20 protein-coding genes are annotated in these 20,327 nt (G+C 65.7%); 5 read left to right on the top strand and 15 right to left on the bottom strand.

Translation table 11 applies throughout. From position 1 onward, the window contains the following. Nucleotides 1–11 precede the first annotated feature (11 nt). Both IEW85_RS02405 and IEW85_RS02400 read right to left on the bottom strand, forming a co-directional pair. Complete coding sequence (locus IEW85_RS02405; protein WP_188682547.1) at nt 12–1,118, bottom strand: twin-arginine translocation signal domain-containing protein; 1,107 nt, start codon at nt 1,116–1,118, stop codon at nt 12–14. Between the two features lie 73 nt (nt 1,119–1,191). Beyond that, a complete protein-coding gene (locus IEW85_RS02400; protein ID WP_188682546.1) occupies nt 1,192–2,286 on the bottom strand; it encodes a PrpF domain-containing protein in 1,095 nt (364 codons plus the stop codon). Between the two features lie 243 nt (nt 2,287–2,529). On the opposite strand from IEW85_RS02400, the gene IEW85_RS02395 reads away from it, so the two are divergent. Genes IEW85_RS02395 through IEW85_RS02385 form a run of 3 tightly spaced genes read left to right on the top strand, consistent with a single transcriptional unit; the run spans nt 2,530 to nt 5,586 of the window. Continuing rightward, on the top strand, nt 2,530–3,450 hold the full coding sequence (locus IEW85_RS02395; RefSeq protein ID WP_188682545.1) for a LysR family transcriptional regulator: 921 nt from the start codon (nt 2,530–2,532) through the stop codon (nt 3,448–3,450). A gap of 49 nt (nt 3,451–3,499) precedes the next feature. Further along, nucleotides 3,500–4,972, top strand: a complete 1,473-nt coding sequence (gene tcuA, locus IEW85_RS02390) for an FAD-dependent tricarballylate dehydrogenase TcuA (protein WP_188682544.1) — start codon at nt 3,500–3,502, stop codon at nt 4,970–4,972. Further along, nucleotides 4,969–5,586 (top strand): GntR family transcriptional regulator, encoded by a 618-nt coding sequence (locus tag IEW85_RS02385; protein WP_188682543.1) that lies wholly within the window; start codon nt 4,969–4,971, stop codon nt 5,584–5,586. The genes tcuA and IEW85_RS02385 overlap by 4 nt, the downstream gene beginning before the upstream one ends. Before the next feature lie 295 nt (nt 5,587–5,881). On the opposite strand, the gene IEW85_RS02380 is transcribed toward IEW85_RS02385, so the two are convergent. From IEW85_RS02380 to IEW85_RS02325, 12 genes are all read right to left on the bottom strand, one after another. Beyond that, nucleotides 5,882–6,658: an ABC transporter ATP-binding protein gene (locus IEW85_RS02380; protein ID WP_188682542.1), complete on the bottom strand. Its 777-nt coding sequence runs from the start codon at nt 6,656–6,658 to the stop codon at nt 5,882–5,884. After that, a complete protein-coding gene (locus tag IEW85_RS02375) occupies nt 6,655–7,551 on the bottom strand; it encodes an ABC transporter permease (RefSeq protein ID WP_229658738.1) in 897 nt (298 codons plus the stop codon). The genes IEW85_RS02380 and IEW85_RS02375 overlap by 4 nt, the downstream gene beginning before the upstream one ends. A gap of 1 nt (nt 7,552) precedes the next feature. Further along, entirely contained in the window at nt 7,553–8,494 is a 942-nt protein-coding gene (locus tag IEW85_RS02370; protein ID WP_188682541.1) for an ABC transporter substrate-binding protein, read from the bottom strand. Nucleotides 8,495–8,509: 15 nt separating this feature from the next. Further along, nucleotides 8,510–10,099, bottom strand: coding sequence for a tripartite tricarboxylate transporter permease (locus tag IEW85_RS02365; RefSeq protein ID WP_188682540.1), 1,590 nt, complete (start codon nt 10,097–10,099; stop codon nt 8,510–8,512). A 13-nt stretch (nt 10,100–10,112) separates the two neighbouring features. After that, on the bottom strand, nt 10,113–10,565 hold the full coding sequence (locus tag IEW85_RS02360) for a tripartite tricarboxylate transporter TctB family protein (RefSeq protein WP_188682539.1): 453 nt from the start codon (nt 10,563–10,565) through the stop codon (nt 10,113–10,115). Nucleotides 10,566–10,567: 2 nt separating this feature from the next. Next, nucleotides 10,568–11,566 carry a Bug family tripartite tricarboxylate transporter substrate binding protein gene (locus tag IEW85_RS02355; RefSeq protein WP_188682538.1) on the bottom strand — a complete coding sequence of 333 codons (999 nt, stop codon included), beginning with the start codon at nt 11,564–11,566 and terminating at the stop codon, nt 10,568–10,570. Between the two features lie 99 nt (nt 11,567–11,665). Beyond that, nucleotides 11,666–12,427: a GntR family transcriptional regulator gene (locus IEW85_RS02350; protein ID WP_188682537.1), complete on the bottom strand. Its 762-nt coding sequence runs from the start codon at nt 12,425–12,427 to the stop codon at nt 11,666–11,668. 209 nt (nt 12,428–12,636) lie between these two features. After that, nucleotides 12,637–14,490 (bottom strand): gamma-glutamyltransferase family protein, encoded by a 1,854-nt coding sequence (locus IEW85_RS02345; protein WP_188682536.1) that lies wholly within the window; start codon nt 14,488–14,490, stop codon nt 12,637–12,639. Further along, nucleotides 14,491–14,982, bottom strand: a complete 492-nt coding sequence (locus IEW85_RS02340) for a molybdenum cofactor biosynthesis protein MoaE (protein ID WP_188682535.1) — start codon at nt 14,980–14,982, stop codon at nt 14,491–14,493. 5 nt (nt 14,983–14,987) lie between these two features. Beyond that, the gene (locus IEW85_RS02335; protein WP_188682534.1) at nt 14,988–15,524 is read right to left on the bottom strand and encodes a MogA/MoaB family molybdenum cofactor biosynthesis protein; all 537 of its coding nucleotides are present in this window, start codon (nt 15,522–15,524) and stop codon (nt 14,988–14,990) included. A gap of 22 nt (nt 15,525–15,546) precedes the next feature. Further along, nucleotides 15,547–16,038: a cyclic pyranopterin monophosphate synthase MoaC gene (moaC, locus tag IEW85_RS02330; RefSeq protein WP_188682533.1), complete on the bottom strand. Its 492-nt coding sequence runs from the start codon at nt 16,036–16,038 to the stop codon at nt 15,547–15,549. Next, nucleotides 16,031–17,464 carry a molybdopterin molybdotransferase MoeA gene (locus IEW85_RS02325; RefSeq protein ID WP_188682532.1) on the bottom strand — a complete coding sequence of 478 codons (1,434 nt, stop codon included), beginning with the start codon at nt 17,462–17,464 and terminating at the stop codon, nt 16,031–16,033. The genes moaC and IEW85_RS02325 overlap by 8 nt, the downstream gene beginning before the upstream one ends. A gap of 40 nt (nt 17,465–17,504) precedes the next feature. On the opposite strand from IEW85_RS02325, the gene moaA reads away from it, so the two are divergent. Together moaA and IEW85_RS02315 are read left to right on the top strand one after the other, a co-directional pair. Continuing rightward, the gene (moaA, locus tag IEW85_RS02320; RefSeq protein WP_188682531.1) at nt 17,505–18,650 is read left to right on the top strand and encodes a GTP 3',8-cyclase MoaA; all 1,146 of its coding nucleotides are present in this window, start codon (nt 17,505–17,507) and stop codon (nt 18,648–18,650) included. Nucleotides 18,651–18,652: 2 nt separating this feature from the next. Further along, nucleotides 18,653–18,952 (top strand): MoaD/ThiS family protein, encoded by a 300-nt coding sequence (locus IEW85_RS02315; RefSeq protein ID WP_188682530.1) that lies wholly within the window; start codon nt 18,653–18,655, stop codon nt 18,950–18,952. Nucleotides 18,953–19,009: 57 nt separating this feature from the next. Here IEW85_RS02315 and IEW85_RS02310 read toward each other — a convergent pair whose 3' ends face one another. Further along, a complete protein-coding gene (locus IEW85_RS02310) occupies nt 19,010–20,062 on the bottom strand; it encodes a Fic family protein (protein ID WP_268234650.1) in 1,053 nt (350 codons plus the stop codon). Between the last annotated feature and the right edge of the window lie 265 nt (nt 20,063–20,327).

The following is a 20,327-nucleotide window of genomic DNA, read 5'->3' as shown; positions in this document are numbered from 1 at the left end:
AGTCGGCAGGTTCAGGCCAGGGCCGCACCGTGCTCTTCGGTGAGGAATGTCTTGGTGAAGTCGAGGGTCTCCTGGCTGATGTTCAGCGAGTCCCGGAATGCCTCGAAGTTGCCTTTTCCAGGCATGAGCTCGTATCCACCCAGGGCGCCTGCGGCTTCCTCAAGGAATTGCTCGTCGCTGTTGAGGGTCTCCACCGCCTCGGCGTAGAGGTCCTGCAGTTCGTCGTCGTCATCGCCTGCGTTGGTCCAGAAGCCCTTCTGGTAGTAGAAGCCAGAGGTGACAAAAGCCTGGTACGCCTCGTATGCCGGACCGGAGGGGCCGGTGCCGTGAAGATCCCGATGGATCTCTTCCAGGGTGGGGATCTCGGGCATCGCGGGGTCGCGCACCACCTCGCCGTTATCGTCGAGGACTCCCACTGAGAGCAGCGGAAAGGCTTCCCCGGCATCCACTTCTGGCTTGATCTGCCCCAAGTAGGTGGAGGTGGTGTCGAATCCGACGTCGATCTCACCACGTGCCAAGGCCAAACGGATGGGGCCATTGCCCTCAAAGCCGTAGACACTGGTGATGCCCCCGCCGAGAACTTCGACGGCAAGCACTGGAAGCAGGTCCAGACCTGCCGCGGAGATGCCGCCGAACGTTGCCTCAGTGCCGCGCTCGAGCAGCTCCTGCATGGAGGTGATGCCGCTGTCGGCTCCTGAATACATCACCGATCCGGTCCCATGCAGCACCAGCGGCGTCATTCCAGTGAAGTCATAGCGGACGTTCTCCTGCTCGAGGATCCCGTTGAAATAGGTGGTTCCTGAGCTGACCAGGAGATAGGAGCCGTCGTTGACTCCAGAATCCACATAGGCGTTCGTGCCGGTGACAGACTCCCCGCCGGTGATGTTCTCGATCTGGAAACGCTGTGCGTCCTCGAGAACATCGGCGAAATAGGGAGCGATGAAGCGCGCCCAGCTGTCCGTGCCGCCGCCGGTGGCGTAGGGAACCACAGTGTCGATGATGCCCGGTCCGGACGGGTTGAAAGCAGCTTGCTGTGGGGCGCATGCAGAGAGCGCAGCAGCAGCTCCGCCGAGGGCGCCCAGTTGGAAAAAGTTTCTCCGGGAGATACGATGTGACATTGCATTATCCTTGAAGATTCGGGTGCAGATGGGTCACAGACCAGCTCCTGAGGCAGGTCCCGTAGGGTGAAGTTCAGACTGCTGTCATAGGAACAGGTGCAGGCAGATGAAGCCTGGCCGAGGCCAGGGTCCGGGCGGTCCGATCGGCTCCAACGATGAGCTGGGGTCCTGAATCATCGGCGAATGTGGCGATCACACCAGCTGGAGTGCGCAGCCGCAGGTTCTGCGGGTCAGCGTCAGCGTCAGCGAATTCTGCTGGCCATGTCCCGGCGGTGAATGACGCCATGGTCATCGCGACACTTCCGGTAATCGGCATAGCTGGGTGAGGGTGGCCCATGGAGAGCATGAGCACTTCCAGGTCCGCACCGTCTGTGCGGGAGGGTCCCACGATTCCCAGTTTGGGTACCGCACGTTCGGCTTCGCCGGCTGTGGTGGCCATTCCCATGGCCACGGCACCGGCCCGCCGTACCTGGTCCAGTTCTGCCAGGCGTGCGCGAACAGCATCGGTCCAGTCTTCATGAGGAATCTTGACGAGGCCCACGGCCTCTGCCGGGAGGATGACCGCCGGGGCACCGGCGTCGACCAAGGTCACCGGCCATGAGGTGCCGGCGACGGAGAGGTCCTCGCGGGTTCTGCCTGTCGGCAGCAGCGCTCCCAAGGTCTTTCCAGACGGTTCCACAAAGCCCAGTCCGACTTCGTATCCCGGGTACAAGGTGCCAGGGATCATTGCAGTGGGGCTCTCCGGCAGCGCGCCACCAGGGGTGGGGATACGCTGAACGATAAGCTGACCGGTATTGGTGTTATAGGTGCGAACGTAAGTCATGTCCTGGGCTAGTTCCACCCAGCCCTGCTCCACGGCATAAAGGCCGGCTGTACTTGAGCAGTTACCGCAGTTGCTGCCCCAATCGACTTTGAGCTCGTCGATCCCCACCTGGGCAAAGGTGTAGACGACGTCGATGTCTGGTTCCTCCGAGCGGGAGAGCAGCATGGCTTTGCTGGTCGTGGAGGTGGCACCACCCACGCCGTCGAGCTGCCGATGGTCGGGGCTACCATAGATGCGGGGCAGGAACTCATCCGGGGTGAGACCGGTGGCCTCTATGTCCTCGGTCTCAAACACCCAGCATTTGCTGGTGCCTCCACGGATCCAGGTTCCCGTAACCTCTGCCATATGTCCTCCATCACACTTCGCTGGGTCATAGACGAGTGTGGTGGCGACCACATATGAAATCAATGTTCATTTGCTGACTACATACGTAGTAGAACTTAACTCATGGAGAGGGCTTCTAGGATTCATGGCCCGCCCGGAGCACCTCACTACGACACGGAGGGCCACTATGGGCAGTTTTAGACTCGCTGATCCCGAGAGTGAACATTCTGGAACAGCAAGTTAGCAATAGTTTAGAATCACTAAATGCTTAACCCTCAGAGGCTTGCAATTCTTGTCCATGTTGTCGAGCACGGCTCGGTCACCGCCGCCGCAGATGAGCTCGACTACACCGCCTCAGCCGTCTCCCAACAGCTGAAGAAGCTTGAGCGTGAGGTGGATCAGCCGCTGCTCAGGCGCAGGGCTCGCGGCATCGTTCCCACTGATGCTGGCCACATTCTGGTCAACCATGCGCGAAAGGTGCTTCGCCAGCTCGATGCCGCCTCCGCAGACCTCAAGGACCTGGCTGAAGGAAACCGCGGATCGCTGATCGTCGGCGCGTTCCCGACTGTTGCAGCCTCCTTTCTGCCGGAGGTCATCGAAACCTTCAAGTCTCGCTATCCGGCGATCAACCTCGCCCTCAAGAGCGGTCGACTGGATCTGCTTATGGATGACCTGGAGCGAGGCCGCTCCCACATCGCCTTCCTCTGGGAGTACCCATGGAATCCGGTGAACATCGACGGCGCACGCGTGGAGGAACTCTTCAAAGAAGAATCGGTGATCCTGGTCTCCAGGCACCACCCACTCGCAGAGCGCGGAGAGGTGCGCCTTGAAGAGCTGCGCAACGAGTCCTGGATCGTGCGGGCCAACCGCCACCCCGTCGTCGAAGTCCTTGAGCGCGCCACAGAGAGCGCAGGCTTCCGGCCGTCCATCACGCTGTACGCCAATAACTACCAGGAAGTTCAGGCCATGGTCAGTGTCGGCATTGGGGTTGCCATGGCGCCGCGTGGAGCAGTAGCCGTACAACACCCCGATGTCCGCGTGCTGTCGCTGGGAGAGCAAGGGCCGGTCCGTTCCGTAATGATGGCTCAGCGCGAAGAACGGGTCTACTCGCCTGCCGAGGTGGCCTTCCGATCCATCCTCATGGACGTGGCGCGGCGTAAGGGCCGAGGTGTTGACACCACATAAGAGCAGTTGGCATGCTTCTTAGGTCTCTTGGTATACCCTAGGAGCCCTAATGTACACCTATACAGCAGATGTCCTCGTGGTCGGGGCCGGCAATGCAGCGATGTGCGCGGCTCATGCTGCACGAGACGAAGGTAAAACGGTCCTGATGTTGGAGGCTGCCCCGAAGGAGCAAGCAGGTGGCAACAGCTACTTCACCGCTGGTGCCACGCGAATGACCCATGAGGGTCTTGAGAGCCTGAAGGACCTGGTCGAGCCGGATGAGCGCCACAGCCGCAGTGAGGTTCCGGCTTACACAGCGGAGGACTACGCCGCCGACCTGAAGAAGGTCACCCGGGGGCGGAATGATCCTCGGATGACTGAGACACTGACATCCCGAGTCTCAGGAGATATGCGGTGGCTGAAAGCCAAGGGGATGAAGTACCGCCTTATGTACGAGCGCCAGGCATATGAGCGCCCGGATGGCAGCTTCCTCTTTTGGGGCGGCTTGCATGTGGGCAACGTCGACGGCGGTGAAGGCCTCATGCGCGATCACTTCGCCATCGCCGCAGAGTCGGGCATAGAGGTCATCTACGAAGCCCGTGCAACTCGCCTTGTGGAAGTGGCAGGTGCGGTGACCGGCGTCGTGTTCGAAAAGGACGGTGAAGAATATGCTGTTCGTGCCGAGGCAACTGTCTTGGGCAGCGGAGGCTTTGAAGCAAGCAGACAGATGCGCGCCGAACACATGGGGCAGCAGTGGTACCACGCGGTGACCCGCGGCACGCCCTTCAACACCGGCACCATGCTCGAAGAGGCCATTGCCCTGGGCGCAGCCAAGGGCGGGGACTGGTCGTCCGGCCACGCCACGCAGTGGGACGCAGGTTTCGTGGGCAATGAGTCCAACTTTGAGGTCACCAACCGTCTGACTCGGCAGAGCTACCCCCTTGGAATCATCGTAAACCGTCAAGGTCGACGATTTGTGGATGAGGGGGCAGACTTCCGCAACCTCACCTACGCCAAGTACGGCAAAGAGGTGCTCATGCAGCCTGGGGCCATCGCCTGGCAGATCTTCGATGCCCCATTGCGGCCGATGCTGCGCGCTGAGGAGTACGAGGTGCCTGGCGTGGGCGAGCACATCGCAGGCTCGCTGGAGGAGCTCGCCGCACAGACCGGCATAGACAAGACTGGGCTGGAAGAGACCATAGCGGCGTTCAACCGATCCATCGATACCTCTGCGGAGTTCGATCCCAATGTCAAAGATGGCCGAATCGCGCGTACTGCGCCGGTGAAATCGAACTGGGCCAACGCCATCTCGGAGCCACCATACTATGCCTATCCCGTCACGTGCGGTATCACCTTCACCTTCGGTGGGCTCAAAGGGGACGAATGCGCCCGTGTACTAAAGTTGGACGGGACCCCGATCCCTGGGCTCTTCGCATGCGGCGAAGCACTCGGTGGACTGTTTAGCGAGAACTATCCCGGAGGCTCTGGACTCGCTGCGGGAATCGTATTCGGACGTATTGCGGGACGGTGCGCGGCTTCATGACGAAGAACTCTCAGGTCGATGTGGTATATGACCAGCTCCGGGCCAAGATCCTCGATGGGACCTTGGCACAGGGAGACGATCTGAATGAGCGCGCCATAGCTGATCTGACGGGCACCTCTCGGACCCCGGTCCGAGAGGGAGTCGCCCGACTGATCGAAGATGGTCTGGCAGAGCGGCAAAATCGTCGTACCCGGGTGACGGTCTGGGACGAGGAACGGCTGGGCCAGTTGTATGAGACCCGCGCTCTGCTCGAGTCTGAGGCCTGCCGACTGGCGGCGATGCGTCGCAGCGAGAACACCATCATCCGTTTGGAAGCTTCCTTGGCTGAGCAGCAGGGCTTGAAAAACCCCTCATCGGAGCTGCGGCGTGACCTGAACTACCGATTCCATGAAGAGATCTGGCAGGCCTCCGGCAATCCGTTCCTGCTGGAGGCCAACCGGAAATACGGGGTGCAGTCCATGTCGGTGACACCCACCACGCTGCGCACCGATGAGAGGTGGGAGAAGTCCATCGAGGAGCATACAGAGCTCGTGCGCCATATCGATGCCCACCGGGCTGCTGAGGCCGCAGACCTCATGCGCCAGCATCTGGAGTCAGCCCTTCGCCAGCGTTGAACCGGCCCGGAGTCACCAGCTCTCCTCGTCGACCGCATGAGGACTCGCGGGCTGGGTTGTAGCCGAGGCTGGCCTCGTGTCGGCCGATGTCCTGCGGGCCACTGGTGATCTCACCTACGGGGGAAACCTTGAACCCGATATGCGGCCATGGAGTTGATCTGCTCGCTGCCGCGAAACGACGTGCTTGATCCCCAGCAGCTCTGGGGCGGCGCCGGATTGCGTACCGCGTTGTGGTGAATACGCGAATCGTGTGCTCCATTCACGACAACGGGGTACGCAATTCGACGCTGGCAGGTCAGAGCTTGGCGTGGACCTCTTCTGAGATGGCCCGCTCGAGGTCGGTGAAGGCCGTGCTGGTGGGGTCGCGCTCCTCACCGAGCTCGATGTCGACGATCCGCCGGATGTGCCCCGGAACCCCATGGGACATCCCGCCGGTCATGATGACCACGCGGTCGGCCAGCTGGACCGCCTCCTCGATGCTGTGCGTCACGAACAGCACCGTGGTCCCCACCCGGCGCCGGATATCGGCCAGGTCTGCCTGCATCTGCTCACGGGTCAGCGCGTCCAACGCCCCGAAGGGCTCATCCATCAGCATGACTGTGGGCTTATTGGCCAGCACGCGAGCGATGGCCACGCGTTGCTGCATGCCTCCGGAGAGCTGATGCGGATAGGAGGCGCGCACCCGCGTCAGTCCCACCAGCTCCAGATACTCCTGGACCCGCTCCCTACGTGCGGCCCGTCCCAGGCCGGCCTGCTTGGGACCGAACTCCACGTTCTCGGCCACGGTCAGCCAGGGGAAGAGCCCGTAGTCCTGGAAGACGAACCCGCGGTCCGGCCCCGGAGCCTTGATGGGCGCACCGTCCAGGCTGATCTCCCCTTCGGTGGGCCCCTCGAAGCCTGAGACCATGCGCAGCACGGTGCTCTTGCCGCAGCCGCTGGCCCCGACGATGGCGACCAGCTCCCCCGGAGCCGCCTCCAGGTCGAATCCGCGCATCGCCCAGGGGGCGTCCTCGCTGTACCTCTTGCCCACTCCTCGGATGGAGATGGCGCCGGTCTTCACTGATGCAGTCATGCGACCTCCTGCAGAACGGGACGACCTCGGGACAGCAGCTTCAGCAGGGCGGTGAGCAGGCGGTCGGTCAGGAAACCGAGCACGCCGATGATCACCATCCCGGCCATGATCAGGTCGATCTGGTTGAGCTGCCGGCCCTCGAAGATCATGGCGCCAAGACCGATGTTGATGCCGACCATCTCGCCGACCACGAGCAGCGCCCAGGCCAGTCCCAGCCCCACGCGCAGACCGCTGAAGATCCCGGGGATGGAGGAGGGCACGACGACGGCGACCATCCGCTTCCAGCGCGGCATGCCCAGCATGGCCGCGGCCTCCAGCAGCCGAGGCGGCACCTGGGCCACGGCTGCGGCGGTGCTGATGAGCATGGGGAAGAAGGCCGCGAGGAAGACCAGGAAGATCGCCGAGCGGTCTCCGATGCCGATGATGATCAGCGCCAACGGCGCCCAGGCGGTCACCGGGATGGGCCGGATGACGTTGATGGTGGGTTCGAAGAGCTTCATCACCAGGGCCGAGCGCCCCAGGATGACGCCGAAGGGAACGGCCAGCGCCACAGCCAGGCCGAAGCCGTAGGCCACCCGCACCAGGCTGGCCCAGATGTGCTGGTAGACCTCCCCGCTGAAGGGGCTGGGCAGCAGGCCGCCGACGAACAGGTCAGCCAGGCGCACGCCCACATCGGCCGGCGTCGGGAGCTGTGCCATGCGGATGCCGAAGGGCAGGGTCCAGCCGAACTGGACGCCCAGGTGCCAGATCAGCAGCACCGCCAGCGGGACCGGGAAGGCCAGGACCAGGCGACCCCAGCGGGGAGAGCGCAGGCGGGGCATCTGCCGTGGTGCCGGAGCCTGCGGCTCAGCGGCGGCCTCCGCGGTCTTCTCGTGGGTCAGAGTGGCGGTCATATCAGTCCACCTCGGTGACCACGTCGTCGATCTCCGGGGCCTCGTCGATCACGTCCAGCTCCACCATGTTCTCGGTGAGCGCCTCCATGCTGCTGCGGTACTCCTCATCGATCTCGGAGCCCAGCCAGATGTTCTGCACCGCCTCTTCCAGGACCTCCTCCTCGAAGCCGAACTGGGTGGCCGCGCCCTCGATCCAGACCTCCTCGTCGGACTCCAGCTCCTGAACCGCCTCAGCATGGGCATCCAGGATCTGGTCGACCAGCTCGGGATCCTCCTCAGCCAGGGTGCCGGTGGTGGCCAAGCCGATGTTCACCGAGCCCAAGGGGGTCTCATAGATGTCGCCCACCGGCTCGAAGCCGTCCAGCAGCGCCATGGAGACTCCCACCTCAGCACCGGCGAAGGCATCCACGTCTCCTGCGCTGAGTGCGTCATACATATCCGCATAGCCCAGGTTCACCAGCTCCACATCGGTGTCCGGGTCCAGCCCCTCCTCCTCGAGCAGCGTCCGCAGGGCCATCTCCTGGGAGGAGCCGGGGACGTGGGCGATCTCGCGTCCCTCGAGGTCGGCGATGCCGTCGATGTCTGCGTCTCCGATGAGGCCGCTGCCGCCGTCGGCGCCGGAGCCGATCAGCGTGACATCCTCACCCTGGGAGACGCTGGTGATGACGGTTGGGACACCGGTCAGCGCGAAGTCCACGTCTCCGGAGATCAGCGCCTGGACCTGGTCGGTGGAGTTGTCCATCGGGACCACCTCGATGGTCACACCCTCCGGGGCGAAGTCCTCATAGACGTAGGGGGCGTAGAGGTGCGGCTGGCGCTGTGTGGCCACCGTGATCACCTCGTCATCGCCTTCGGCAGATCCGTCGGGCTCACCGGTGCAGCTGACCAGCAGCATCGAGCCCATCACCGCGGCGGCGGGGAGCAGAGTGCGTGGGGATTTCATAAGGTTCTCCTCTTCTCAGGTGGTGCGGGTGTCGGTCAGATGGGAGGTCTCGGCCTCGGAACCGTCGGCGTCGTCGTCCTGCTCAGGGGTGCCCTGATCAGACGATTCCTGGAGGCGGCGCTGGGTGCCGCGGATGCCGCGGCAGAGCGCGAAGATCAGCGAGGCCAGCGCCAGGGCCAGGAAGATGCCGGAGATCGGGCGGGTGATGAACGCGGAGACCTGGTCGTCGATCTGCAGGGCGCGGATCAGCGACTGCTCCATGGTTCCGCCCAGGATCAGGCCGAGGATCATCGGCGGCAGCGGCACGCCCAGCTTCACCAGGAAGTAGCCGATGACGCCGAAGACCAGCACCAGCCAGATGTCGAAGGTCCGGTTGTTCAGGGCGAAGGCGCCGACGGCGGTCATCACCAGGACGCTGGGCACCAGCACCGCCTTGGGCACCAGGGTCACCCGGGCCAAGAAGGGCAGCAGCAGGGTCTGGATGATCAGCACCCCGACGGCTGCCACGATGATCGAAAGGTAGACGGAGTTCACCAGCACCGGCTCACGCTCGAAGAGCCCGGGACCGGGTGCGATCCCGTGCAGGATCAGCGCGCCCATCATGATCGCCTGAGCCACATCGCCGGGGATGCCCAGCGAGATGGTGGGGATGAACGCGCCGCCGGCCACGGAACTGTTGGAGGCCTCGGAGGCGACTATGCCGCCCGGGTGGCCCTTGCCGTAGCGCTCCGGTTCCTTCTTCTCTGCCTTCTGCGCGCGGTCGTAGCTGATGAAGTTGGCCGACTCCGCCCCGGCCGCGGGCAGGGTGCCCACAAAGGTGCCGATCATGGAGGAGCGGCCCACGTTGACCTTCTCCCGCCAGAGGTCTCTCAGCACGCGCGGCACGGGCAGCCGTATCTTATGCACTGAGCCGGTGCCGCGGGTGTCCACCCGCGACTCCTCCACGTTGATCAGCAGCTGGGAGACCGCGAAGAGCCCGATCAGCACCGGAATGGCGTCCAGGCCGCCGTGCAGCTGCGGGTTCTCGAAGTTGAAGCGCAGCTGGCCGGTGGGCGCCACCCCGATCATCGCGATCAGCACACCCAGCAGCCCGGAGATCAGGCCCTTGACCAGGTGATCGCCGGAGAGTCCGGCCACCAGGGTCAGCGCGAAGAGCACCAGGGAGAAGATCTCCCAGGGCCCGAAGTTCAACGTCAGCCGGCCGATCAGCGGACCGAGCAGGAACAGCACGATCGCGCCCAGGATGGTGCCGATCACCGAAGCTCCGATGCCGATGCCCAGGGCTCGGGCCGGCTCCCCGTTCTTGGTCATCGGATAGCCGTCGAAGATGGTCACCACCGAGGACGGCGTGCCGGGGATGCCCAACAACGTTCCGGCGATCAGGCCTCCGGAGAGTCCGCCGATATAGATGCCCACCATCAGCGCCAGCCCCGGGATGGGCCCCATGGCGAAGGTGAACGGGAAGGCCAGCACCAGGGCCATGGTGAAGGTGAACCCGGGGATGGAGCCGGCGATGATGCCGAAGAACACGCCGAGCATGATGCTCAGCAGCGTCATCGGCGCCAGGATCTCTCCGGCGGCGTCGAGGATGTGTACGAGGTCCATGTCTTCCTCTCCCCTAGGGCAGGAACGTGTTCAGAGCGGATTCGAACAGCCACTCCAGGCCGAACGGCAGGCCCACAGCGATGACGGCGGAGGCGATGAGGATCCCCCGTGAGTACTCCCGGATCAGCAGCGCGAAGGAGCCCAACAGAAAGGCCACCGAGGCCCAGGTGAAGCCGATACCCTCCATCAGCGCCACATAGACTCCGAATCCGGCCAGCAGCACAGGGACACGCCAGTGCAGCTTCAGAAAGTCACTGATGCCGGTCATCCGCACGGCCTTCTCGGCCTGCAGGACGCTCTGGACCAGCAGCAGCACGGACAGTCCGAAGATCAGGGCCAGGACGACGCGCGGCACGAAGGCCGGTCCCACCGGAGAGCCTCCGGAGGCCCCGGCGAGCTCGGCGGTCTCCCGCCAGAAGGCGGCCACGAGCACCATCAGCCCGACGGCGAAGACGCGATCAGCCATGCTCAGAACTCCTGCATCTCATCGGCGAGGCTGGCCATGGCCTCGTCGAGGTCATCGAGATGATCCTGGTACTCCTCCGGACCCAGGAAATGGGCGTAGGAGCCGGCCGCCTCCACCTCTTCCTGGAAGTCAGGGCTGTTGATGGCGGCCTCGAAGGCCTCGGCGATGACCTCGATGTGCTCCTCAGGCGTCCCCTCCGGGGCGAAGAAGCCGCGGTCCACGGTCAGCGTGTGGTCCACACCTTGTTCCTCCACCGTGAGCAGCTCGGGCAGGTTGTCGTCGCGGTCCTCAGCCACGATGCCCAGCGGCATGAGGCTGCCGTCCTCGATATAGCCCTGTGCGGAGGCGTAGTCACCGGTCATCCCCTGGATCTCTCCGGCGACGACGCCGGCGTACTGCGGTCCGGTGCCGTCATAGTTGACGTAGTTCAGGCTGCCCGGGTCCAACCCGGCACCGTCGAGGATCGCGGCGATGCTGTAGTGATCCTCAGAACCGGTGGTGAAGCCCCAGTTGACGTCATCGGGGTTGGCCTCCACGTGATCCAGAAAGTCCTGGAGGTCCTCGATCCCGTGCTCTTGAGCGAACTCCGTGCTGATGGAGGGCAGATGAGGGGTCACCGTGCCCAGGGCGATGGGTTCGAAGGACTCGAAGCCATAGTCGACGATCTCGTTGTGATACGCCCCGGAGATCACCTGGTGGGAGGCCAGGATGGTGTAGCCGTCCGGCGTGGAGTCCAGCACCTGGCGGGAGCCCACCGTGGCGGTGGCACCGTCCACATTGGTGGGCGTGATCTCCACGCCCAGCTCCTCGGAGGCGTGGCGGGCCATCATCCGGAACAGCTCATCGGAGCCGCCGCCGGGCGGATACGGGATGACCATCTCGATACCGGTGTTCGGGAAGTCATCCTGTGCGGTGACCTCCACGTCCCCCTCGGCGCAGGCGGACAGGGCGACCAGCGCGGCCGCCAGGGTCAGCGCGCTCAGCGGTCCGGTCTTCGGCATGGGTTCTCCTCCTCGATGGAGCAGTGTGGGAAAGGGGCTGGTGGGCTGGGTGCCGGGCCGTCGGCGTCGGGCTGGGTGCCGGCGTCGGACTGGGTGCGCTCATGGTCCGCCCAGATAGGGCGACTGGCGCAGGAAGCCGCTGGCGGGGTTGTCGTGCAGGGCCCGGGACCGTGCGGCGTTCCGGGAGGTGTTGATGTGCTGAGTGAGCACGGTCTGCGCCTGGTCATAGTCCTGCCCGTGCAGCAGCCGCAGGATCTCCAGATGCTCAGCTGTGGCGCTGGCCAGCCGATCGCTGGTGATGTAGCCGTACATGCGCAGGGCGCGGATGCGGTCGTTGACGTGGCCCAGGACGGCGACCAGCGCGGGCTCCCCGGCGGCGCCGAGCAGGCGGCTGTGGAACTTCTCGTCCTCGGCCACCAACCGGGGGCTGGCCTCCGGCGGGTGGTCCTGCAGCGCCTCCCACTCGCGGGTGAGCTCGTCCAGGGTCTGCTGGTCGTAGTCGGCGGTGCCCTCGGCGACGCGGCGGATGCCCTGCAGCTCCAGGGCCAGGCGCGCCTCATAGAGCCCGCCGAGGGTCTCCGGATCCGGGAAGACCAGGCCGAAGCCGTCGTGGTGGCGCTGGAGCAGACCTTCGGCCACGAGCCGAGCGATGCTCTCGCGCACCGGCGTCCGGGAGACCTTGAAGTGGGCGGCCACCGTCTTCTCGGTCAGTCGGTCCCAGGGGTAGACCGTGCCGGCGCGCAGGTCATCGCGCAGTGCGGCGTAGACGGTATCCGAGGCCGAGCCGGTGGCCTGCCCCCGGGCGGAGCCGACCACGGACGCTGCGGCCGTATTCGCCCCTGTCGACACATCTGTATACATGGCTACGACGCTATGGAGCGCGTGTTTCGCCGTGGTTTCTCAGTGTTGCCCCGAGGTATCGGGATCGCTACATCCGGGCTACAGAGGCTGCGTCGCCGCTGGAATCGACGGAATCTCCCGAATCGCGTACCGGAATGTGGTGAATACGGGGATCGCGTACCCGATTGTCGACAACGGGGTACGCAATTCGGCAGGAAGAGAAGGAGACTTCAGCGGCCGGCGGCGTAGCCCTGGGCCCCGCGCGGGTTGGCCGCGGCCTGGAGCCGGCCGGTCTGCGGGTCACGGGTCACACAGGAGAGCCGGCCCAGCGACCAGTCTCCGGCGCGGGTCACCTTGTGCCCGCGGCGCTCCAGCCCACTGATCAGCGCCTCGCCCAGACGGTCCTCCACCACGGCCCCGCCCGGCTCCCAGGTGCGCGGCCAGAAGGATCCCGCCCTGGAGGTGGTGTGCAGCGTGGGCGCATCGATGGCCTGCTGCGGAGTGTGCCCGCCGATCAGCATGCGCAGCAGCATCGGCAGCTGCCACTGATCCTGCTGGTCACCTCCGGGCGTGCCCAGGGCGATGGTCGGCTGGCCGTCTTTGAGCACCAGCGTGGGAGTCAGCGTGGTCCGCGGCCGCGTCCCGGGCTTCAGCGCCGAGGGCGACTTCGGGTCCAGCCAGTTCATCTGCAGCCGCGTGCCCAGGCAGAAGCCCAGTCCCGGAACCGCCGGCGAGGACTGCAGCCAGCCGCCCGAGGGCGTCGCGGAGATCATGTTCCCCCAGCGGTCCACCACGTCGATGTGGCAGGTGTCGCCGCGGCGCTCGGCCGCCTGCTCCGCAGCAGAGGACGACGACGCCGACGCCGGCCTGCTCACGGTGGGCTCCCCTGCTCCGCCGGCACCGGCCGCGGTCGGATCCTCCTGGTGCAGCGGCGGCCAGACGGCCCGGACGCCAGGGATCTGGCCGGGGCGGAACTCGTGGGAGGCCTCCTCGGTGATCAGCGCCCGGCGCTGGGCGGCATAGTCCTCGCTGAGCAGATGCTCCAGCACGCCGCTGCCAGCAGCGGCCTCGCCGTAGTAGGTGTCCCGGTCGGCCAGGGCCAGCTTCAGCGCCTCCAGGATCCGGTGGGCGCCGGCCTCCGTACCGGGATCGAGCTGATCGTCGGAGAAGCCTTCCAGAATCTTCAGCGCCTGCAGCAGCACCGGCCCCTGACCCCAGGCACCGGTCTTGGCGATGGTGTGCCCGCGGAACTCCACGGTCACCGCGGCCTCGTAGCCGGCGTCGAAGGCTGCGAAGTCCTCGGCGGTGATCACACCGGCGTAGTCGCCGCCGTCGGAATGCCGGTGGGCCTGGGCGATGAACTCGGCCGAACGCTGCGCCACCTCACCGGTCTTCCATTCGCGGCGGGCCGCCTCGATCCGCGCGACCCGGTCGACCAGACCGTCCTCGCCACCCTGCGGCTCCCCCGCACGGATGAGACCGCGCAGCACCGCAGCGTACTCCGTGTTGACAAGCAGGCGGCCGGGCTGCGGCACCTCTCCCCCGGGCATCCACAGCGCGGCGGAGCTGGGCCAGTGCTGGGTGAAGAGCTCGCTGACGCCTTCGATCAGCGAGCACATGCGCGACAGCGCAGGATAGCCGTTCTCGGCCAGGTCGATGGCATAGCTGAGCACGTCCTCGAGTTCCCAGGTGCCACGGTCCTTCAGCAGCACCAGCCAGGCATCCACGGCTCCAGGCACCGCCGCGGCCAGGCCACCGGCTCCTGGCACCTTCTCCAGGCCCAGGCTGCGGTAATGCTCCAGGCTGGCCCCGGCCGGTGCGGGACCCTGACCCATCAGGATCTGCGGCTGGGGTTCCTCCGCAGCGGCGAAGACGCCGGTCATATCGCCGGCAGGTCCGTTGAGGTGGGGCTCCACCACATGCAGCACGAAGGCTCCGGCCACGGAGGCGTCGAAGGCGTTGCCGCCGCGCTCCAGCACAGACTGGGCGGCCGCCGTGGCCAACCAGTGGGTGGAGGCTGACATCCCGAACCGCCCCTCAAGCGTGGGGCGCGTGGTCTGGTCCTCGGCGTGCATGTGGTGCATCTATAGTCCCACCCATTCTCGAGTGCCGTCGGCGAAGAACTGCTCCTTCCAGATCGGCACTTCGGCTTTGATCTCTTCCACCAGTTCTGCGCAGGCGGCGAAGGCCTCCTGCCGATGCCCGGAGGCCACGGCGGCCACCAGGGCGTGGTCGCCGATCTCCAGGGCACCAACACGGTGGCCCACCCAGAGGCGGATACTCTCATACCGGGAGGCCAGCTCCAGGGCGACCTCCTGCAGCCGCCGCTCCGCACTGGGATGGGCGGTGTAGTTCAGCTTCTGCACCGGCTGGCCGGCGTCGTGGTTGCGCACGATCCCGGAGAAGACGACGACGGCGCCCGCCCGCTGCGACCAGGCCTCGGCCTCCGCACGGGCCGGGTCCAGGGTCTCCTCGCTCAGAAAAGCGGCGACCACGCGGTCCTCTGCGCTGTCCTGGGAGTGGCCGCCGGAGAGTCCTTCACGGTTCAGCGGCGCATCACCTGAAGCCTCTGACATCCCGGTCACTCAGCGCTCCTGCGGCCGTCTCCGCCCCAGACATCGTGCTTGCGGATGTCGGCCACCTGGTCGCACAGATGCGGGAGCAGCTCCACCAGGACCTCCATGCCTTCGCGGACTGCCTTCGGGGAACCGGGCAGGTTCACGATCACGGTGCCTTCGGCCACGCCGGCGACTCCGCGGCTCAATGCGGCCAGCGCAGTGTTCTCCCTCCCGTGGGCGCGCACCGCCTCCATGATCCCGGGGACCTCCTTGTCCAGCAGCGGCTTGGTGTACTCCGGGGTGAGGTCATCCGGGGTCAGCCCGGTTCCGCCGGAGGTGATGATGACCGCGGGAGCCACCTGGACCAGCAGCTCAGAGAGTGCGGCGAGGACACCCTCGCCGTCGGGGATGATCACTGAGGGCCGGCAGCCGAAGCCGATGGACTCGGCGAACTCGGCGATCACCGGAACGGATTCGTCCTCACGGGCACCGGTGGCGGCCCGGGTGGAGACGATCACCGGGGCGATGATCCGGTCAGTACTCTCCGGAGTCTCAGTCATGCCACTCTCGCTCATACCCTGCTCAGTCATCGCGGCTCCACTCCCCACTGGCTCCGCCGCTCTTGGCCAGGACCTTCTGGTCGCTGATCACGGCAGACTTGTCTACGGCTTTGATCATGTCATAGAGGGTCAGTGCGGCTACGGAGGCGGCGGTGAGCGCCTCGATCTCAACACCGGTGCGGGAGGTGGTCTTGACCTCAGTGGTGATCAGCACGCTGGCGGCGTCGGGGACTTGGAGTTGGAAGTCCACGGTCACCTTGGCCACCGGAAGGGGGTGGCACAGCGGCACCAGCTCGGGTGTCTTCTTCGCGGCCATGATCCCGGCGATCCGGGCGGTGGCCAGGGCGTCGCCCTTGGGCAGGCCGTCCTGGCCGAGCAGGCTGACCACCTCTTCGGTGGTGGTGACCACGGCCTGGGCCCGAGCGGTGCGGGAGGTGACCTCCTTGGCGGAGACGTCCACCATATGGGCGCTGCCGTCGGAGCGGACGTGGGTCAGATGTGAGGTCTCAGCCATGAGCCCTCCTTTCGGTCAGCAGGATGGCCTCGCGGACGGTGCCGGAAGGCAGGTCTGTGTCCTCCTCGAGGATCTCCAGCAGGGCATCGGCCTGCGCCAGGTGTCCCAGCAGGTGTGAACTCGGTCCGCCCACAGTCTCCACCTCATCCTCGCCGGTGAACCGGACGCGACGGAACTGCCGCAGGCCCGCAGGCGAACTGAGCTGCTCGGTCAGCTTCACAGAGACGCGGCGCTGCGGCGGGCACACCGGACCCATGGAGGCCAGCGCAGGCCGGACCAAGGTCTCCAGGCTGACCGCGCAGCTGACCGGGTTCCCGGGCAGTGCGATCACGGCCACCGGCGGGTCCTCGCGCCCCGGGCTCTCCACATGGATCAGGCCCCAGCCCTGCGGGCCGCCGGGCTGCTGGGCCACGGAGCCGAACTCCACACCGCGGCCGCCCAGGGCCTGGCGGACCACCTCATAGGCGCCCTTGCTGATGCCGCCGGCGGTGACGATGACATGCGGGTGGTGCAGTGCCACCAGCGCCTCCAGGTTCTCCATGAACCAGCTGGGGTCATCGGTGCCCACCCGGGCGGTCTCAGCCACACAGCCGAACGTCTCCAGAGTGGCGGCGATCAGCGATGAGTTCGCGTCATAGAGCTGGCCGGGCCGCAGGTCGGAGCCCGGGGTGCGGACCTCATCTCCGGTGCTGAGCACCAGGGCCTTGGTGCGGCTGAGCAGCGGCACCTCAGTGAATCCGCAGGCGGCCAGCACGCCCAGCCGGGCGGGGGTGAGCACCATGCCCGGCTCCAGCAGGGTGTCCCCCACGGCGATGTCGGAGCCGGCCCGACGGATGAACCTCCCGGGCTCCAGGTCAGCCGGGGTCAGTCCGAGGAACTCCACGCTGGTGCCGGCCTCCAGGGGCGATTCGGCCGGTTCGGTCTGGTAGAGCTCAGTGCTCAGCAGCAGCGGCGCCTTATAGCCGAAGAAGCGGTGCTTGCGGTGGTGCGGGGCCTCCGGAGCGGCTTCGGGCTCCTCGGGCAGCTCCATGTGATCGAAGGAGCCTGCTGTGGTCTTCTCCACCGGGATGACCAGATCCGCGCCCTCTGGGATGGGGGCACCGGTCATCACCGCCATGGCGGCACCGGGTGGGAGCTCGGCGTGGTCGGAGCCGGCGGCGACGGCACCGACCAGCGGCAGCGTGGCCCGGCCGGCGTCGTCGGGGGTGATGTCGTGGATCCGCACAGCGAACCCGTCCATCTGCGAGTTGTCGAACCCGGGCAGCGGGATGGGGGCAGTGACGGTCTCAGCGGCCAGTCGGCCCACCAGCCCGCTGGTGGCGAGCTGGACGGTCTCGACGGCGCGGCTGCTGATCGCGGCACCCAGGACGTCGGTCAGCCGCTGGATGTGCGTCTCCACGGAGGCGCGTTGGGAATCGGAGGACATGGGCTCCAGTCTACGTACCGCAGCCCTTTAGACTGGAGGGATGACTGGATCGGCTGCACCCGTTGCCCTGGGGATGCCCTCGCTCCCCCGCGACGTCGAAGGGGCTGACCCTGCCCACGGCCTGGTGGACTCCTTCGGGCGCCGAGCCACGGATCTGCGGATCTCGCTGATCGATAAGTGCAATCTGCGCTGCACCTACTGCATGCCTGCCGAGGGTCTACCGTGGCTGAAGAAGGACCAGCTGATGACCCCGGATGAGATCCGGCGTCTGGTGCGGATCGGTGTGGAGACTCTGGGCATCCGGGAGCTGCGCCTGACCGGTGGTGAGCCGCTGGTCAGAGCCGATCTGCTGGAGATCATCTCTGGGCTGCGTGCCGATCACCCGGAGCTGCCGATCGCGATGACCACCAACGCGATCGGCCTGGAGAAGAAGGCCCAGGCGCTGGCCGACGCCGGACTGAGCCGGATCAACGTCTCCCTGGATTCGCTGCATCGGGAGACTTTCGCACAGCTGACCCGCCGGGATTCGCTGGACAAGGTGCTCACCGGAGTGGAGGCCGCTGCACAGGCCGGGCTGACGCCGCTGAAGATCAACGCAGTGCTGATGCGCGGGATCAACGACCAGGAGGCCCCAGAGCTGCTGGCCTGGTCCCTGGAGCAGGGCTATGAGCTGCGGTTCATCGAACAGATGCCCCTGGACGGCGAGGAGAACTGGAAGCGCGAAGGCACCGTCAGTGCCGCCGAGACCCGTGAGCTGCTGTCCCAGCGGTTCCGGCTGGTCCCGTCGCAGGAGAACCGCGACGGCGCCCCGGCCGAGCGCTTCGACGTCTATGAGCCGCACGGCAACGACAAGGACGACGATGACAAGCACGACGCCGGCGCACACGGTGCCGGTGCCTTCCTGGGAAAGGTGGGCGTGATCGCCTCGGTGACCGAGCCGTTCTGCGCCGACTGCCGGCGCACCCGCATCACCGCGGAGGGTCGGGTCATGAGCTGCCTGTTCTCCAACGAGGAGTTCGATCTGATGCACATCCTTCGGGACCCGGAGGCCACCGACGCCGATGTGGCCCAGCGGTGGGCTGAGGCGATGTGGGTCAAGCCCGCCGCCCACGGCACGGACCGGCCCGGCTTCGAGCTGGAGTCCTTCCACCGGCCGGGACGTTCGATGAGCGCGATCGGAGGCTGAGCATGAGCGCAGAGACCACAGTTCCCGACGCCGGCAGCACCACCACTGGTGCGGTCACGGTCCGCTTCTACGCCGGCGCGGCCGAGGCCGCCGGTGCCGAGGAGCGCCAGCTGCCGCTGAGCGAGGGGCAAGGGCTGGATGAGTTCCTGAGCCGACTGCCCGAGCTGATCGCGGCACCGTCGCTGGAGCGAGTGTGCTCACGCAGCTCGTTCCTGGTCAACGGCGTGCGCACCAAGCGCGAGACCGGCGCCCTCTCCCCCGGCGACCAGCTGGATGTGCTGCCCCCGTTTGCCGGGGGGTGAGGGTCAGAGGGTCCTGAGGACTGCTCGGGCTCAGCCGCACCGTTCAGTGCCTCGCGATCAGAGGGAATTCAGAATCTCCATAACGTGCCGAGAGATGTAGAGCCGCTTATAGTCGCTCTGCCCCACCTGCTCGACTAGGTTCAGCTCCTTCAGCTTGCGTACTGCATTGCTCGCCGCCTGATGAGTAACCGCGTAGCGGCGGGCGACGGTCGCCACGTCAAAGATCGGTGTCTCGATCAGATCCCCGGCGATTCGCGTGGCAATGCTCCGGTCCTTCGCTTCCCGCAGCTGGTTCAGCATGCTGTCTCGAAGCGCCAGAAGGTCCTTCATCGTATTTGTCGTAGTTTCTGCCTGCTCGGCCACACCTCGAAGAAAGAACGCCAGCCAATCGTCCATGGCTCCCCGCTGGCTGACTGCCAACAGACGATCGATATACTCATCACGTCGTGGCTCTAGCCAGGACGCCAGGTTCAGAACCGGGTAGTCGAGCAACCCTTGGTCGATGAGCTGGAGCGTGACCACCAGCCGGCCGATGCGTCCGTTTCCGTCGGAGAACGGATGTAATGTCTCAAACTGGTAATGACCGAGCGCCACCCGCACCAGAGGATGGATGCGTTCAGCAGTGTTGATCCACTTTTCCCATGATGAAACTCCTTCGTCCAACGCCTCTCCCGGCGGTGGCGGGACAAAGCGTGCGTCCTGGACGGACCGGCCGCTGCCACCGATGAATACCTGCCTCTGCCTGATCTGCCCAGAGTCGTAGGCTTCCCCTCGCGTGCCCTTGACCAAAATGAGCTGAAGCTCTTCCAGAAGTCGTCGGGAGACAGGACGAGTCTTCAACAGCTCCAGTGAACGGTCTGCTGCGTCCAAGTAGTTTCGAACTTCACGGACCTGAGCGCTTGGAGCCTTTTCATCCAGGTAGTCGGCCTCCATGACCTCTTCCAGGGACGCGTATGTCCCTTCGAGCGCCGAGGTCGAGACCGCTTCACGAGACAGGGAGGGTCGGACGAGCCGCTGTGGATTGGGAATCAGGGACAGGAATGCATTGAGCCCACCCAGCGCGCGATCTGCTTGTCCGAGCGTGAGCTGGACTTCGGGACTGAGAGCCAGCTCAAGGGGCAGATCCTCCGGGAGGAAGGCATGGGTCTCCCAGCTCTTCTGGGTTCGAGGGTCTACACCCTGGATGCGACGGAGCGCGCCTGGCGCTTCCGGGCTGAACTACTCTGGCTTCACAATGTAAGCATACGAGGGATTTACTTACATTCACAGGAGAGGAATGTAAGTCTTCTTGGAGCAGCAGGGCCACCGTCCAAGAAAAACACTAGTTTTCTTACAAAGCTCCGGATTCAGCGGCCCCGGATTCAGCGGCCCCGGA

The organism is Nesterenkonia cremea, from assembly GCF_014642675.1.
GTDB classification, from domain to species: domain Bacteria; phylum Actinomycetota; class Actinomycetes; order Actinomycetales; family Micrococcaceae; genus Nesterenkonia; species Nesterenkonia cremea.
The sequence above is the reverse complement of the archived record's forward strand: the minus strand, read 5'-3'. Positions and strand labels throughout refer to the sequence as shown.

Bases quoted from the DNA above. Each gene is read 5' to 3' on its own strand.
- IEW85_RS02405 (WP_188682547.1), bottom strand. From the start codon at position 1,118: ATGTCACATCGTATCTCCCGGAGAAACTTTTTCCAACTGGGCGCCCTC.
- IEW85_RS02400 (WP_188682546.1), bottom strand. From the start codon at position 2,286: ATGGCAGAGGTTACGGGAACCTGGATCCGTGGAGGCACCAGCAAATGC.
- IEW85_RS02385 (WP_188682543.1), top strand. From the start codon at position 4,969: ATGACGAAGAACTCTCAGGTCGATGTGGTATATGACCAGCTCCGGGCC.
- IEW85_RS02345 (WP_188682536.1), bottom strand. From the start codon at position 14,490: ATGCACCACATGCACGCCGAGGACCAGACCACGCGCCCCACGCTTGAG.
- moaA (WP_188682531.1), top strand. From the start codon at position 17,505: ATGACTGGATCGGCTGCACCCGTTGCCCTGGGGATGCCCTCGCTCCCC.
- IEW85_RS02355 (WP_188682538.1), bottom strand. From the start codon at position 11,566: ATGCCGAAGACCGGACCGCTGAGCGCGCTGACCCTGGCGGCCGCGCTG.
- moaC (WP_188682533.1), bottom strand. From the start codon at position 16,038: ATGGCTGAGACCTCACATCTGACCCACGTCCGCTCCGACGGCAGCGCC.
- IEW85_RS02315 (WP_188682530.1), top strand. From the start codon at position 18,653: ATGAGCGCAGAGACCACAGTTCCCGACGCCGGCAGCACCACCACTGGT.
- IEW85_RS02395 (WP_188682545.1), top strand. From the start codon at position 2,530: ATGCTTAACCCTCAGAGGCTTGCAATTCTTGTCCATGTTGTCGAGCAC.
- IEW85_RS02370 (WP_188682541.1), bottom strand. From the start codon at position 8,494: ATGAAATCCCCACGCACTCTGCTCCCCGCCGCCGCGGTGATGGGCTCG.
- IEW85_RS02360 (WP_188682539.1), bottom strand. From the start codon at position 10,565: ATGGCTGATCGCGTCTTCGCCGTCGGGCTGATGGTGCTCGTGGCCGCC.
- IEW85_RS02325 (WP_188682532.1), bottom strand. From the start codon at position 17,464: ATGTCCTCCGATTCCCAACGCGCCTCCGTGGAGACGCACATCCAGCGG.
- IEW85_RS02380 (WP_188682542.1), bottom strand. From the start codon at position 6,658: ATGACTGCATCAGTGAAGACCGGCGCCATCTCCATCCGAGGAGTGGGC.
- IEW85_RS02350 (WP_188682537.1), bottom strand. From the start codon at position 12,427: ATGTATACAGATGTGTCGACAGGGGCGAATACGGCCGCAGCGTCCGTG.
- IEW85_RS02365 (WP_188682540.1), bottom strand. From the start codon at position 10,099: ATGGACCTCGTACACATCCTCGACGCCGCCGGAGAGATCCTGGCGCCG.
- tcuA (WP_188682544.1), top strand. From the start codon at position 3,500: ATGTACACCTATACAGCAGATGTCCTCGTGGTCGGGGCCGGCAATGCA.
- IEW85_RS02375 (WP_229658738.1), bottom strand. From the start codon at position 7,551: ATGACCGCCACTCTGACCCACGAGAAGACCGCGGAGGCCGCCGCTGAG.
- IEW85_RS02335 (WP_188682534.1), bottom strand. From the start codon at position 15,524: ATGACTGAGACTCCGGAGAGTACTGACCGGATCATCGCCCCGGTGATC.
- IEW85_RS02340 (WP_188682535.1), bottom strand. From the start codon at position 14,982: ATGTCAGAGGCTTCAGGTGATGCGCCGCTGAACCGTGAAGGACTCTCC.